Consider the following 14,586-nt stretch of genomic DNA (forward strand, 5'->3'; position numbering starts at 1 on the left):
CCATAGCAGCCTAGCAGGACAGTGCAACGCTGGATGGAATCACATTCCTGCGTTTATTTGCCTGCGTGCAATGACCTGCGCTCATTTGCCCCAGCGCACCAAGGCGACCGAACCTGCGGTCGACAGCCCGAACACCATCATGGCGCCGCCGACCAGGGCGAACAGGGTCCAGGCTGGAGCCTGCGCCATCATGAGGGTGCCGCCGCCGATCGCGACGATCAGAAGCCGCGCGGTGGAGGCGAGCACGGGACCGCCGACCCGCGCCGCGCCCTGCGAGGAGAAATACAGCGATACGCCCATGCCGAAGAACACGAAGGTCGGGCCTGCCCAGTGGAAATAGCTGTGCGCGGCGGCGGCGACGCCGGGATCCCTGGTGAAGAGCGAAACCCACAGTGACGGATCGAGCGCGATGACGAGGCCGATCAGGCCGACCGTGATTCCCGAGGCCGCGGCCGCGGTCCAGGCCACGCGCCGCGCGCGCTTCACCTGGCCGGCGCCCATCGCCATGCCGACCATCGGCACCGATGCGATGCCGAAGGCGAAGGTGATCGGGATCAGCAAGAATTCCAGTCGCGAGCCGATGCCATAACCTGCCAGCATCTCGGTGCCGAAGGTCGCCAGGATCTTGGTGAAGATCAAAATGGTGAGCACGGTCTGGAGCGGCGACAGGCAGGCGACCGCGCCGACCTTGAGGATGTCGAAGAACAGCGCGCGATCGAAATGGAAGGCGCGGAAGTCCAGCGGCAGCCGGCTGCGGCCGGACCAGAGATACCAGAGGAAAAAGATCGCAGCGCAGGTGAACGCGATCAACTGACCGGCGGCGACACCGGGCATGCCGAATTGCGGCACGCCGAACAGGCCAAGCCCCAGCGTGCCGCCGAGCGCGATCTGGAGCACGCTCGTCCCGATCAGCGCCATCGAGGGCAGACGCATGTCGCCGGTGCCGCGGATCACCGAGGCCAGCGTGTTGACGAGCCAGATCGCGACCGCGCCGGAGAACAGCATTTGCGAATAGCCGCTGGCTTCCTCGAGTACACGCTCGCGCCCGCCCAGCAGCATGAAGAACGAGCGGCCGAAGACGAGCATGGTCACCGTGAAGAAAAGCCCGCCGCAGAGGCCGATGATGGCGGCGTGCAGCGCCAGCGTCCCCGCACGGGTCCGATCGCCTGCGCCGAGCGCGCGGCTGATCGCAGACGAGACGCCGCCGCCCATCGCGCCCGCGCTCATCATCTGCGTCAGCATGGCGAACGGAAACACCAGCGCGATCGCTGCGAGCGGGATGGTGCCGAGCCGGCCGATATAGGAGGTCTCGGCAATCGCGACCAGCGTGCTGCCGACCATCGCGATCATGTTGGGGATCGCAAGCCGCAGCAGTGTCGGCAGGATCGGTGCCGTCAGCAAGCTGGCGATGGGGGAGGCGACCGGGGCAGGCGGCGGCACGGCGTCCAGGGAGGCGTCGATCGTCATGTGTCACCGCGCGGAATATTGGATGATGATCGACATATTACAGGGCGTGCGGCGCCGGCGCCAGCCTCGCTTCACGCAGGGCTCACCAAGGCAGGCCGCAGAGGTCGATAGTGCCCAGCGTCGGCGCGCTGACGATGTTGCAGACATAGGGCGCCATGTGGGTGAAGCGGATCCGCCCCTCCGGCTGCTCGCAATAGACCTCGCCCTTGAAGGGGAGCCAGCTGCGGGCCTCGTAGAACGCGACATTGTGCGGCTCACAGAACAGCAGTGCGAAGCGGACCGCCTCGTTGGCGCGCATGGTATGCACCGCGGCGTCGATCGCCATGGTCGCATAGCCGCGGCCGCGCCGGTCCTCCCGCGTGCAGACGCCGCCGATGCCGCCGATGTGAACCTTCTGCCCGTTCCAGGTGACGGTACGGAAATAGATGCCGACATGGCAGACGAGACCATCCTCGGGCGTCTCGATCAGCACGCGCAGGTCGGCATTGGCCCATTTGACGTGAGCCCAAGGCTGCTTCGCGACGATATCAGGTCCGAAGACCGCCTGATGCAGCGGCTGCGCCATTCGCCAAGAGGCGTCGCCGTTCAAAATGTCGATCTCGATGCTCATCGCTCTCTCTTTCGCATCTCCGCGCCGCCGGTGCGTTTCGTTCTGCCATAAGCATCTCAAAGGCAATGATATTTTACGGCCCGCTTGAAACGCCCGACATCCTTGCGGCGATTTTATGCAATCCGGCCAAGCCGCCGTACCATGCCTTTTGGAAAATTCGCGGTATTTAACGGCCACGGAACCTTCTATAAGGGGTGACCGTTAAGTCTCGTTCCCCCATCAGTCGCGGACAACACCCATGACCTTTACGCTGCCCCCACTCCCCTACGCCTATGACGCCCTCGGGCAATTCATGTCGAAGGAAACGCTCGAATTCCACCACGACAAGCATCATCAGGCCTATGTCACCAACGGCAACAACGCGCTCAAGGGCACCGAATGGGAAGGCAAGTCCCTTGAGGAGATCGTCAAGGGCTCGTTCGGCAAGAACCCCGCGGTGTTCAACAATGCCGGCCAGCACTACAACCACATCCATTTCTGGAGCTGGATGAAGCCCAATGGCGGCGGCACCAAGCTGCCGGGCAAGATCGAGAAGAAGATCAACGAGGACCTCGGCGGGTTCGAGAAGTTCAAGACGGACTTCCAGGCGGCCGGCGTCGGCCAGTTCGGCTCCGGTTGGTGCTGGCTCCAGGTCAAGAACGGCAAGCTCGAGATTGCCAAGACCCCGAACGGCGAGAATCCGCTGGTGCACGGCGCCACCCCGATCCTCGGCTGCGACGTCTGGGAGCACTCCTACTACATCGACTATCGCAACCGCCGTCCCGACTATCTGAAGGCGTTTGTCGAGAACCTCGTGAACTGGGAATACGTCGAGTCCCTGTTCGACAAGGCCTGAGTTAAGCCTCATCGGAATAGCGAAAGGCGGTCGCTCGTGCGGCCGCCTTTTTGCTGTGCGGAATTCGCACTTCGCCCGCATGGCCCTGCGCGACGTGCGCATCGCTCCCGTCATCGTACTGTTTGCATCGCATCTGCGGCGCCCTTAATCAGGACGGGCATCACCCTCGAGCCGAACGCGCCCGTTGTCAGAACCCTCCCCGAAAGACCCGGCGCCCGCCGAGGACGCGGACTCCGAGCCGCGGCCGGGTCGCGTGCGCAAGCCGATCGGCTGGTCGACCATCATCATCGCGGCGCTGGTGGCGGTGAGCGCGGGTCTGGTCTGGCGGCGTGACGGCACCGACGGTGTTCTCGACATCCTGACCCACGATCTCTCGCTGTTCAGCGGCATCCTGCCGCGCGTGCTGGCCGGCTGCCTGCTCGGTGCGTTCATCTCCGAGATCCTGCCGCACGAGAAAGTCTCGCGCGCGCTCGGGCCGAAATCGGGCCTGAAAGGCCTTCTGATCGGCACCGCCTTCGGCGCGATCCTGCCCGGCGGTCCCTTCACCGCCTATCCCGTGGCGAGTGCGCTGCTCGCGGTCGGCGCCGATTTCGGTGCCACCATCGCCATGGTCGTGAGCTGGACCCTGATCGGCTATGGCCGGGCAGTGGCCTGGGAAATCCCGATCATGGGGACCGACTTCACGTTGTGGCGCATTGTCATCTCGCTGCCGTTGCCGGTGCTCGCAGGCGCGCTCGGCCGCTTCGTCTATGTCCGGCTTTATCCGAAGCCGGCCATCAAGGACGACGAGAATTGAGCGCCGCGCTTCTGATCGACATCCTGTTGTGGGGCTCTGTGTTCGGCGTCGGCCTGATCGCCTTTCGCCGCGGCCCACCGGTGTTCAAGGCCTCGCTGCGCGAAGGCTCGATGGACTTCATCAACATCGTGCCGCGGATCGCGCTGGGGGTGATCGGCTCCGGCTACATCGCCGCCATCATCCCGCAGGAGGTGATCAGCGGCTGGCTCGGCCCGGACAGCGGCTGGCTCGGGGTCGCGACGGCCGTGATCGCCGGGGCCGCGACGCCCGGCGGCCCGGTGATCGGCTTCTCCATCGGTACGGTGGCGCTGAAATCAGGCGGTGGGGTGCCGCAGGTGGTTGCCTATGTCGTCGCCTGGGCGCTGTTTGCCTTCCAACGGGTAATTTTGTGGGAAATTCCGTTCATGCCGGCCCGTTTCGTCTGGTTCCGCTGCGCAGTCTCGGTGCCGTTCCCGTTCGTCGCCGCCGCCATCGCCATGGTGATCGGCAAGCCCTGAGCCCGGCGTGGACAGGGGTAACGTTATAATATAACGTTCCGACATGGTTCCCGCCGCGTCCCCAGCCCATCATCACGACCATCATGGCCATTCCAATGACCACGGGCATTCGCATGGACACGATCACACCCACGCGCATAACACCCACGCCCATGTCCACGATGCGGCCTCTCCGCATCCGGCTCAGGCGGCGCATTGGTCGATCCTGCGCATGACGATGGCCGCCCGCCTCGCGGCCGCGCTCGCGGTCTGCGCCGTGCTCTGGGGCGTGGTCTTCCTGGCGATGAGGTGACCATGGTGGCGCTGCATTTCCACAACGTTACGCTCGGCTATGACCGCCATCCGGCCGTGCACCACCTCAACGGGGAGGTCGCGCCGGGCGCGCTGCTGGCCGTGATCGGCCCGAACGGCGCCGGCAAGTCGACGCTGCTGCGGGGCATCGTCGGCATCCTCAAGCCGCTCGACGGCAGCATCCATATCGGCGGGCTCGACAGCCGCGATATCGCCTATCTGCCGCAGAGTGCGGAGATCGACCGCAGCTTCCCTATCTCGGTGCTGGACTTCGTTGCCACCGGGCTGTGGCGTGGGACCGGCCTGTTCGGCGGCATCGGCAAGGCGGCGCGCGAAAAGATCCTCCGCGCGATCGCTTCCGTTGGGCTCAACGGTTTCGAAAACCGCCCGATCGGCACACTCTCGGGCGGCCAGATGCAGCGCGTGCTGTTCGCGCGCGTGCTGCTCCAGGACGCCCGGCTGATCGTACTCGACGAGCCCTTCAACGCCATCGACAGCAAGACCACGGCCGATCTGCTGGCGCTGGTGAAGCACTGGCATGGCGAGGGCCGCACCGTGCTCGCCGCACTGCACGACATGGAGATGGTGCGCACCCATTTCAGCGAGACGCTGGTGCTGGCGCGCGGGCCCGTGGCGTGGGGGCCGACGGCGGAAGTGCTGACGCCGGAAAATCTGATGGTCGCAATGAGGATGTGCGAAGCCTTCGACGACAGCGCCGCCGCCTGCTCGGCCGATGATGCCCGCTCACGTGCGGCTTGATATCCGATGCTCTATGACGCGCTGATCGGCCCGTTCACCGAATTCGAGTTCATGCGACGTGCGCTCGCGGCCGTCATCGCGCTGTCGCTCGCGGGGGCGCCGATCGGCGTGTTCCTGATGTTGCGGCGGATGAGCCTGGTCGGCGACGCCATGGCGCATGCAATCCTCCCCGGCGCCGCTGTCGGTTTCCTGCTCTCGGGTCTCAATCTGTTCGCGATGACGGCCGGTGGCCTGATCGCAGGTTTTACCGTCGCGATCCTCGCAGGTCTCGTCGCGCGCTCGACCGGGCTGAAGGAGGATGCCTCGCTGGCGACCTTCTATCTGGCCTCGCTGGCGCTGGGCGTGACTATCGTCTCGATCAAGGGCACCAACATCGACCTGCTGCACGTGCTGTTCGGCAATATTCTCGCGATGGACGACCAGACGCTGCTGGTCGTCGCCTTCAACGCCACGGTGACGTTGCTGGTGCTCGCCGTGATCTACCGGCCGCTGGTGATCGAGAGCGTCGATCCCTTGTTCTTGCGCACCGTGAGTCGGGCTGGCGGGCCTGCGCATCTGGCTTTCCTCGCGCTGGTCGTGATCAACCTCGTCAACGGCTTTCAGGCGCTCGGCACGCTGCTCGCGGTCGGTCTGATGATCCTCCCGGCCGGCATCGCGCGGTTCTGGTCGCGCGATCTCACCGTCATGATCTGCATCGCGGTCGTCGCTGCCGCCGTCTCCGGCTATGCAGGTCTCGTGCTGTCGTTCCAGACCCGTGTGCCGTCGGGCCCTGCGATCATTCTGGTGGCGAGCGCGCTCTACACCGTCTCCGTCCTGTTCGGTCGGGTCGGCGGTGTCGTCAGGCAACTATTTCCCGGCCGGCATCTGGAAGCGTGACAGCGATGCGGCGCATCCTACTTTGTGTGCTTTTGCTGATTGCCTCGCCGCTGCATGGCGCAGAGCAGCTCAAGGTCGTCGCGAGCTTCTCGATTCTCGCCGATTTCGTCCGCAATGTCGGCGGCGACCGGATCAATCTGACGACGCTGGTCGGGGCCGACAGCGACGTCCACGTCTACACGCCCGCGCCAAGCGATGCGAAGCGGATCGCGGACGCAAGGCTGGTCGTCGTCAACGGACTTGGTCTCGAGGGTTGGCTGCCGCGCCTCGTGCAGTCCTCGGGCAGCAAGGCGCAGGTGATCACCGCGAGCGCCGGCATCGCGCCGCTCAAGCTCGGCTCTGCCGCAGACCCGCATGGCTGGCAGTCCGTCCCCAACGCGAAGGTCTACGTCACCGACATCGCCAATGCGCTAGCTGCGGCCGACCCTGATGATGCGGAGTTCTTCCGCGCCAAGGCCAAGGCCTATCTGGAAAGGCTCGAAACGCTCGACCGCGAGGTCCGCGAGGCCGTGGCCAAGATCCCGCAAGAGCGGCGCAAGGTGATCTCGACCCATGACGCCTTCGGTTATTTTGCCGCCGAATACGGCGTCCAGTTCATCGCGCCCTTGGGCGTCTCCACGGAAACCGAGCCCAGCGCGCGGGACATCGCCACCATCATCGGCCAGATCAAGGCTCAAAAAATACCAGCCGTGTTCCTGGAAAATATCAGCGACGACCGGCTGATCCGGCGGATCGCGGCGGAGACCGGCTCAAAAGTCGGCGGGACCCTGATTTCGGACGGTTTGACCGGCGAAAAGGGGCCTGCACCCACTTACATTGATATGGTCAGGCACAATATAAAGGCCCTGACCAGCGCGCTTGACCACTAGGGCAGGGGCCACCCCGCCCCGCCTCGCGTCGCGCGAAAAGCCCGAAGTCCGGAGTTGTTATGTCTGAAGCGACCGCCCCAAAAATTCCCGTGACCGTCCTGACCGGCTATCTCGGTGCCGGCAAGACCACGCTGCTGAACCGCATCCTGTCGGAAAACCATGGCAAGAAGTACGCCGTCATCGTCAATGAATTCGGCGAGATCGGCATCGACAACGACCTCATCATCGGCGCCGATGAGGAAGTGTTCGAGATGAACAACGGCTGCATCTGCTGCACCGTGCGCGGCGATCTCGTGCGCATCATGGAAGGCCTGATGAAGCGCAAGGGCAAGTTCGACGCCATCATCGTCGAGACCACCGGCCTTGCCGATCCGGCACCGGTGGCGCAGACCTTCTTCGTCGACGAGGACGTGCAGAAGAACGCGCGGCTCGACGCGGTCGTGACGGTTGCGGACGCCAAATGGCTGTCCGACCGTCTCAAGGACGCGCCCGAGGCCAAGAACCAGATCGCCTTTGCCGACGTCATCGTGCTGAACAAGACCGATCTCGTCACCAAGGGTGAGCTGGCCGAGGTCGAGGCCCGCATCCGCGCCATCAACCCCTATGCGAAGCTGCACCGCACCGAGCGCTGCTCGGTGGCTTTGGCCGACGTGCTCGACCGCGGCGCCTTCGACCTCGACCGCATCCTCGACATCGAGCCGGACTTCCTGAATGCCGAGGATCATGACCATGATCATCATCACCACGGCCACGACAATCATCACGATCACGATCACGATCACGGCCACGGCCTGAAGCACTATCACGACGAGGACATGCAATCGCTGTCGCTCAAGACCGACAAGCCGCTCGATCCGAACGTGTTCATGCCATGGCTCCAGAATCTGGTGCAGGTGGAGGGCGGCAAGATCCTGCGCTCCAAGGGCATCCTCGCCTTCCACGACGACGACGACCGCTACGTCTTCCAGGGCGTCCACATGATGCTTGAGGGCAACCACCAGCGGAAGTGGAAGGACGGCGAGCCGCGCGAGAGCCGTCTCGTCTTCATCGGCCGCGAATTGCCGCAAGACCTCATTCGCCAGGGTTTTGAGAGCTGCATCGTCTCGTGATGAAAGAGTTTACGCCACCCGCCGATTCCGCCTCGATCGTCTCCGTCACCGAGCGCGTCAAGCCGCTCGCGCTCGGGATGGTCGTGACCTCCGTGCATTTCCTTGGCAACCGCGCCGCCTTCGTCGGCGGCGAGGAGAATGTCGCGTTCGTGGATGGCCAGGGCGAGATCAGCAAGGTCGCCGTGCACAGCGGCGGCATTCTCTCGGCCGCCTCCGATGGCAAGCGCCTCGTGATGGGCGGCGACGATGGAAAAGTCGTGTCGCTCGACACCAAGGGCGAAGTGACGCTGCTTGCGACTGACCCGAAGCGGCGTTGGATCGATGCAGTGGCGCTGCATCCGGATGGTGCCTACGCCTGGTCGGCCGGCAAGACCGCCTTCTTCAAGAGCGGCAAGAGCGAGGAGAAGTCGCTCGAGGTGCCCTCGACCGTGGGCGGCCTCGCGTTTGCGCCGAAGGGCCAGCGTCTCGCGATTGCCCATTACAACGGCGCGACGCTGTGGTTTCCCAACATGGCGGGATCGGCCGAATTCCTGCCCTGGGCCGGCTCGCATCTCGGCGTCACTTTCAGCCCGGATAACAAATTCCTGGTCACCACGATGCACGAATCGGCTCTGCACGGCTGGCGGCTTGCCGACAACAGGCACATGCGCATGACCGGCTATCCTGGCCGCGTCCGCTCGATGTCATGGAGCGCGGGCGGCAAGGCGCTGGCGACCTCGGGCGCCGACACCGTCATCCTGTGGCCTTTCGCAAGCAAGGACGGCCCGATGGGCAAGGAGCCCGCGATGCTCGCGCCGCTGCAGGCGCGCGTGTCGGTCGTCGCCTGCCATCCAAGGAACGACATCTTCGCGGCCGGCTACAGCGACGGCACCGTGCTGATGGTGCGGTTGGAGGACGGTGCCGAGATCCTGGTCCGCCGCAATGGCACCCCGCCGGTGGCCGCGCTCGCCTGGAACGCCAAGGGGACTCTGCTGGCGTTCGCCGACGAAAATGGCGACGGCGGTCTGCTGGAGCTTTAAGCTGTCATCGTTCTGACCGTAGATGGAGCCATGCGGTTTCTGACGACCTTCCAGATCGCTGACTTTGCGGACACGCTGGTCAGCCTGTTCACGGCCTTCGTGCTGGGCACACTGATCGGCGCCGAGCGGCAGTATCGCCAGCGCACCGCGGGCCTGCGTACCAATGTGCTGGTCGCGGTCGGCGCCGCCGCCTTCGTCGATCTCGCCATGCACCTGACCGGCGCTGACGGCGCGGTGCGGGTGATCTCCTACGTCGTCTCGGGCATCGGCTTCCTCGGCGCCGGCGTCATCATGAAGCAGGGCATGGACGTGCGCGGGCTCAATACCGCGGCGACGCTTTGGGCTTCGGCTGCGGTCGGCTCCTGCGCCGGCGCCGACATGGTCGCGCAGGCCGCGGCGTTGACGGTGTTCGTGATTGCCGGGAACACCATGCTGCGGCCGCTGGTCAACGCCATCAACCGCATCCCACTGAACGAGAAGACCTCCGAGGCGACCTATTACTTCAAGCTCGCGGTCGCACCGGACGCTTTGCCCGACATGCGTGACCGGCTGGTCGAGAAGCTTGAGGGCGCAAAATATCTGGTGGCCGATATCGACATGGTCGAAACCGGGGACGATCTGATCGAGATCGTGGCAAAGCTGGTCGCGACCGCCGTCGATCCGAACGAACTGAATGCGGTGGCGACCGATCTCCAGCACCTCCCCGGCGTCCGCCACGCCACCTGGGAAGTCAGCACCACGGATTGAGCGCGGCGATGGGGCGCGCAGGCGTCGGGTTCCGGCGGCCATTGGCAGGGAACCGCAGACCGGCGATTTCGTTGATCCCGAGGACAAAAGCGGTGATCGACATGCCCGGCCAATATGACAAGCGCAGACTGAAGCTCGACCTGATGGTCGCCTGCTCGCTGTTCGCAGCCGGCGTTGTGGTGTCAGGCATGTCGCTGGCGCAAATCCGCGCCGAGACCCGGATGCAGACCGCCCAGGCGACGCCCCCCCTTCAAGGCACGCCGTCTTCCGATCAGAACAAGCCCGCCGAGGCCAAGCCCGGCGGCGACCGGCCGACCACGCCCGCCCCAGAGCCCGCGCGGCCCGACCCGCAGACGCAAGGCGCTGCCGGCGCGGCGAAACCAGCATTGCCGCCGGCGCCGGCCGAGAAGATCGCGCCGCCGATCGAGAGGAAGTAGCTCCCCGCCAGTTGTGGCGTCAGGGCCGGGCTTGTCCCGGCCATCCGCGTTCTTGGCTTCGCGAGAAAAAAGTGCGTGGATGCCCGGGACAAGCCCGGGCATGACCGCACAATCACCGCACCAGAACGTTCCGGAACTGCCAGGGATCGCTCGTGTCGATATCTTCCGGGAACAGTCCCGGACGATCCGTCAGCGGCGTCCAGTCGGTGTAGAAACCCTTCACCGGGCCGAGATACGGCAGCTGAATTTCCAGCAGACGATCGAAATCCATCTCGTCGGCTTCGACGATGCCTTCGTTCGGGTTTTCCAGTGCCCACACCATGCCGCCGAGCACGGCGGAGGTCACCTGTAGGCCGGTGGCGTTCTGGTAGGGCGCGAGTTTGCGGGTCTCTTCGATCGAGAGCTGCGAGCCGTACCAGTAGGCATTGTTGTCATGGCCGAACAGCAGCACGCCGAGCTCGTCGATGCCGTCGACGATTTCGTTCTCGTCGAGGATGTGGTGCTTTTCCTGCATCTTCGCGGCGCGGCCGAACATTTCGTGCAGCGACAGCACGGCATCGTCAGCCGGATGATAGGCGTAGTGGCAGGTCGGCCGATAGACCGCCGTGCCCGATGCATCGCGCACGGTGAAATAGTCGGCGATCGAGATCGACTCGTTGTGGGTGACGAGGAAGCCATACTGCGCGCCGCGGGTCGGGCACCAGGTGCGCACGCGTGTGTTGGCGCCGGGCTGCATCAGATAGATGGCAGCGCCACAGCCGGCTTCGTGAGTCCGCGCATTTTCGGGCATCCATTTTTCATGAGTGCCCCAGCCGAGTTCTGATGGCTGCACGCCTTCCGACAGGAAACCTTCCACCGACCAGGTGTTGACGAAGACATCCGGCTCTTTCGGCTTCTTGGAGCGCTGGGTGTCGCGTTCAGCGATGTGGATGCCCTTGATGCCGGCTTGTCGCATCAAGTCCGCCCATTCGGCTTTGGTTTTCGGCTTGGGGGCATTGAGCTTCAGATCGGCGGCGACATTGAGCAGCGCCTGCTTGACGAAAAAGGAGACCATGCCGGGATTGGCGCCACAACAGGAGACGGCCGTGGTCGAGCCGGCGGGGCGCGCCTTCTTGGCGGCCAGTGTCGCTTCGCGAAGGGCGTAGTTGGAGCGCGCCTCCGGGCCCTTCGACGAATCGAAATAGAAGCCGAGCCAGGGCTCGTTAACGGTGTCGATATAGAGAGCGCCGAGCTCGTTGCAGAGCTCCATGATGTCGGTTGAGCCGGTGTCGACCGAGAGGTTGACGCAAAAGCCCTGGCCGCCGCCTTCGGTGAGAAGCGGGGTCAGCAACTCCCGATAATTGTCCTTGGTCACACCCTTCTGGATGAAGCGCACATTGTGCTTCTCGCAATGCGCCTTGCGGCCTTCGTCCTTGGGATCGATCACGGTGACGCGCGACTTGTCGTAATCGAGATGCCGCTCGATCAGCGGCAGCGTGCCCTTGCCGATGGAGCCGAAGCCGACCATGACGATGGGACCGGTGATCTTCGCGTAGATCTGCGAGGCGGGGCTCATGGGATGGTTTCTCCGGAACGTGCTGGCGAACAAAGGATGGGGGATCAAGCGTTACGGCGCTTGGCGGTGACTTCGATCTCGACCTTCATCTCGGGCTTGGCGAGGCCGCTGACGACCAGCAAGGTCGCGGCCGGCCTGATGTCACCGAGAACCTCGCCGCAGACAGCGAAATGGGCATCGATATAGCTGGCGTCGGTGACGTAATAGGTCGCACGGACGATATCGGCCATCTCGAATCCGCCCTCCTGCAGGGCGGCTTCGATGGTCTTGAAGCAGTTGCGTGACTGGCTCGTGACATCGGCCGGCATCGTCATCGTTGTGTAGTCATAGCCCGTGGTTCCCGCGACGAAGGCGAACTCGCCGTCGATCACGGCGCGGCTGTAGCCGACGGTCTTCTCAAGCGGAGAGCCGGTGGAGATCAGGCGACGGGACATGGTCGTGGGCCTCGACTGAAGGGGGCGTTTGGCGGGTTAAAGGGCGTTTCTCAGCCCCGCGCAACCCTAAAGCAAAGGGCACGCGCGAGCATCTCCGCTCGGCGCGGCTTTGGTATCGCGATCATGGCAATCCCTTACGCCGCGCGCGCCTCGAGGCCGCGAACTACCCTCCGTTTGGGCAGGGTCGCGCCAGTCGGGACGATCATCCCCGCGGCGCCATCCAGCGCACCGGCCTGGAATTCGATCGCCAGCAGGCGGTCGCGCTCGAACGGGCCGGGCAGCGACAGCTCGCCGGTCCTCTCATGCGAGAATCCGAAGCGGGCGTAGTAAGGGGCGTCGCCGAGCAGGATCACGGCGGCATGTCCGCGCGCCCGGGCGGCAGCCAGCGCTTGTTGCATCAGCGCGGCGCCGATCCCGAGCTCGCGGCAGGCAGGGTCCACCGCCAGCGGTCCGAGGACCAGAGCGGGCCTGCCTCCGGCGCTGACGTGCCACAGCCGCACGGTTCCCACGAGTTTCCCCTCGCGCATCGCGGCCAGCGCAAGGCCGGCAGCGGGTGCGCGTCCGTCACGCAGGCGCTGGCAGGTGCGGCCATGGCGGTTCTCGCCAAAGGACGCATCGAGCAGCACTTCACGCATCGCAACGTCGGCAGCACGCTCGCTGCGGATCGCGAACGGAGCGGCTTTCGAGGTGGGGTCAACCTGTGTCTTCCGAAGAGCAGTCATGGCGCGTCAGTCCCCGCTTGAAACCGACGTGCGCAAAGCACGCCGGTCCAAGGCGTCGTCAGATCGAAATGTCAGGGAGGGAGCCGGCAAGCCGGCTCCCGGGTTCGTCAGGCCTCAGACGAGAGGCGGATCAGATGTGGTAGGTCTTCAGCGGCGGGATGCCGTTGAACGCCACCGCCGAGTAGGTTGACGTATAGGCCCCGGTGCCTTCGATCAGCAGCTTGTCGCCGATCTCGAGCGTCACCGGAAGCGGATACGGGTTCTTCTCGTACAGCACGTCGGCGCTGTCGCAGGTCGGGCCAGCGAGCACGCACGGCGTCATGTCCGCGCCGTCATGCGGGGTGCGGATGGCGTAACGGATCGACTCGTCCATGGTCTCGGCGAGACCGCCGAACTTGCCGATGTCCAGATAGACCCAGCGCACCTCGTCCTCGTCGCTCTTCTTCGAGATGAGCACGACTTCGGATTCGATGATGCCGGCGTTGCCGACCATGCCGCGGCCCGGCTCGATGATGGTCTCCGGAATCTGGTTGCCGAAGTGCTTGCGCAGCGCGCGGAAGATCGAGCGCCCGTAGGTCACCACCGGCGGCACGTCCTTCAGGTACTTGGTCGGGAAACCGCCGCCCATGTTGACCATGGTCAGGTTGATGCCGCGCTCGGCGCAGTCGCGGAACACCTGCGAGGCCATCGCCAGCGCACGGTCCCACGCCTTCACCTTGCGCTGCTGCGAGCCGACATGGAAGGAGATGCCGCACGGCTCCAGGCCCAGACGCTTGGCAACGTCGAGCACGTCGACGGCCATCTCCGGGTCGCAGCCGAACTTGCGCGACAGCGGCCATTCGGCGCCGGCGCAGTCATAGAGGATGCGGCAGAACACCTTTGCGCCGGGCGCGGCACGGGCGACCTTCTCGACTTCGGCGGTGCAATCGACCGCGAACAGCCGAATGCCGAGCGCGAAGGCGCGCGCGATGTCGCGCTCCTTCTTAATCGTGTTGCCGAAGGAGATGCGGTCGGGCGTCGCACCGGCGGCCAACGCCATCTCGATCTCGGCGACCGTCGCGGTGTCGAAGCAGGAGCCCATGGAGGCGAGCAAAGCCAGCACTTCCGGCGCCGGGTTCGCCTTGACGGCATAGAACACGCGGCTGTCGGGCAGCGCCTTGGCAAAGGTCTGGTAATTGTCGCGCACGACTTCGAGGTCGACGACGAGGCACGGTTCGGTGTCGAGGCCCTCGCTGCGGCGGTTGCGCAGGAATTCCTGGATACGGTCGGTCATAGCACTCTCCCAAACGGCCCAGCGACGGGGATCCGTTCAAAAAATGACGTCGGATAAGAGCGCTCCGGCCAGATCGCGCGATGGAGGCGCGACGAGCCAAAGACTCACATCAGACTGTGCTGCCGTGGATTGGTTGGGAATGTTCCCGCCCGCACACCTGGCAATGAAGGACAAGCCTTTTCAGTAGCCCGCGCCGGCGTTGGACTGCCGGTAGAGACCAAAAAAGCCCGATCCGTCGTTGCTTTAAGTCGCGTCCCCCGTTGAGAGCGGGGTGCGCCGGTTCGCCTCCG

At 64.8% G+C, this 14,586-nt stretch carries 17 protein-coding genes; 11 read left to right on the forward strand and 6 right to left on the reverse strand.

Going from position 1 to position 14,586, the window contains the following annotated elements; all coding sequences use genetic code 11:
* Positions 1-81: 81 nt before the first annotated feature.
* Both AC0L2J_RS04680 and AC0L2J_RS04685 read right to left on the reverse strand, forming a co-directional pair.
* The gene (locus AC0L2J_RS04680; protein WP_473387485.1) at positions 82-1,467 is read right to left on the reverse strand and encodes an MATE family efflux transporter; all 1,386 of its coding nucleotides are present in this window, start codon (positions 1,465-1,467) and stop codon (positions 82-84) included.
* A gap of 82 nt (positions 1,468-1,549) precedes the next feature.
* Entirely contained in the window at positions 1,550-2,077 is a 528-nt protein-coding gene (locus tag AC0L2J_RS04685; protein WP_007615202.1) for a GNAT family N-acetyltransferase, read from the reverse strand.
* A gap of 238 nt (positions 2,078-2,315) precedes the next feature.
* Between AC0L2J_RS04685 and AC0L2J_RS04690 the strand changes: the two genes are divergently transcribed.
* The 11 genes from AC0L2J_RS04690 to AC0L2J_RS04740 all read left to right on the forward strand — a co-directional run bounded on the left by AC0L2J_RS04690 (position 2,316) and on the right by AC0L2J_RS04740 (position 10,312).
* Complete coding sequence (locus AC0L2J_RS04690) at positions 2,316-2,912, forward strand: superoxide dismutase (RefSeq protein WP_007615200.1); 597 nt, start codon at positions 2,316-2,318, stop codon at positions 2,910-2,912.
* A gap of 184 nt (positions 2,913-3,096) precedes the next feature.
* Positions 3,097-3,708 (forward strand): permease, encoded by a 612-nt coding sequence (locus AC0L2J_RS04695; protein WP_473387486.1) that lies wholly within the window; start codon positions 3,097-3,099, stop codon positions 3,706-3,708.
* Positions 3,705-4,205, forward strand: coding sequence for a hypothetical protein (locus AC0L2J_RS04700; RefSeq protein ID WP_007615196.1), 501 nt, complete (start codon positions 3,705-3,707; stop codon positions 4,203-4,205). Before AC0L2J_RS04695 ends, AC0L2J_RS04700 begins: the two co-directional genes overlap by 4 nt.
* A 43-nt stretch (positions 4,206-4,248) precedes the next feature.
* Positions 4,249-4,497 (forward strand): hypothetical protein, encoded by a 249-nt coding sequence (locus tag AC0L2J_RS04705; protein ID WP_007615194.1) that lies wholly within the window; start codon positions 4,249-4,251, stop codon positions 4,495-4,497.
* Positions 4,498-4,499: 2 nt separating this feature from the next.
* Positions 4,500-5,255 carry a metal ABC transporter ATP-binding protein gene (locus AC0L2J_RS04710; RefSeq protein ID WP_473387488.1) on the forward strand — a complete coding sequence of 252 codons (756 nt, stop codon included), beginning with the start codon at positions 4,500-4,502 and terminating at the stop codon, positions 5,253-5,255.
* A gap of 6 nt (positions 5,256-5,261) precedes the next feature.
* Positions 5,262-6,131: a metal ABC transporter permease gene (locus tag AC0L2J_RS04715; protein ID WP_007615191.1), complete on the forward strand. Its 870-nt coding sequence runs from the start codon at positions 5,262-5,264 to the stop codon at positions 6,129-6,131.
* 5 nt (positions 6,132-6,136) lie between these two features.
* Entirely contained in the window at positions 6,137-7,000 is an 864-nt protein-coding gene (locus tag AC0L2J_RS04720) for a metal ABC transporter solute-binding protein, Zn/Mn family (RefSeq protein ID WP_473247306.1), read from the forward strand.
* Between the two features lie 59 nt (positions 7,001-7,059).
* Positions 7,060-8,109 carry a CobW family GTP-binding protein gene (locus AC0L2J_RS04725; RefSeq protein ID WP_473387490.1) on the forward strand — a complete coding sequence of 350 codons (1,050 nt, stop codon included), beginning with the start codon at positions 7,060-7,062 and terminating at the stop codon, positions 8,107-8,109.
* Positions 8,109-9,128, forward strand: coding sequence for a WD40 repeat domain-containing protein (locus tag AC0L2J_RS04730; RefSeq protein ID WP_473387559.1), 1,020 nt, complete (start codon positions 8,109-8,111; stop codon positions 9,126-9,128). Before AC0L2J_RS04725 ends, AC0L2J_RS04730 begins: the two co-directional genes overlap by 1 nt.
* 30 nt (positions 9,129-9,158) lie before the next feature.
* Positions 9,159-9,875: an MgtC/SapB family protein gene (locus tag AC0L2J_RS04735; protein WP_007615187.1), complete on the forward strand. Its 717-nt coding sequence runs from the start codon at positions 9,159-9,161 to the stop codon at positions 9,873-9,875.
* A 101-nt stretch (positions 9,876-9,976) separates the two neighbouring features.
* Positions 9,977-10,312 carry a hypothetical protein gene (locus AC0L2J_RS04740; protein ID WP_473387561.1) on the forward strand — a complete coding sequence of 112 codons (336 nt, stop codon included), beginning with the start codon at positions 9,977-9,979 and terminating at the stop codon, positions 10,310-10,312.
* Positions 10,313-10,424: 112 nt separating this feature from the next.
* Here AC0L2J_RS04740 and AC0L2J_RS04745 read toward each other — a convergent pair whose 3' ends face one another.
* From AC0L2J_RS04745 to AC0L2J_RS04760, 4 genes are all read right to left on the reverse strand, one after another.
* Entirely contained in the window at positions 10,425-11,867 is a 1,443-nt protein-coding gene (locus AC0L2J_RS04745) for a homospermidine synthase (RefSeq protein WP_007615186.1), read from the reverse strand.
* 44 nt (positions 11,868-11,911) lie between these two features.
* Entirely contained in the window at positions 11,912-12,301 is a 390-nt protein-coding gene (locus AC0L2J_RS04750) for a RidA family protein (protein WP_473387491.1), read from the reverse strand.
* Positions 12,302-12,435: 134 nt separating this feature from the next.
* Positions 12,436-13,023, reverse strand: coding sequence for a GNAT family N-acetyltransferase (locus AC0L2J_RS04755; protein ID WP_007615175.1), 588 nt, complete (start codon positions 13,021-13,023; stop codon positions 12,436-12,438).
* Positions 13,024-13,153: 130 nt separating this feature from the next.
* Complete coding sequence (locus tag AC0L2J_RS04760; RefSeq protein ID WP_007615165.1) at positions 13,154-14,296, reverse strand: type III PLP-dependent enzyme; 1,143 nt, start codon at positions 14,294-14,296, stop codon at positions 13,154-13,156.
* Between the last annotated feature and the right edge of the window lie 290 nt (positions 14,297-14,586).

The organism is Bradyrhizobium sp. MV1.5 (assembly GCF_055807615.1).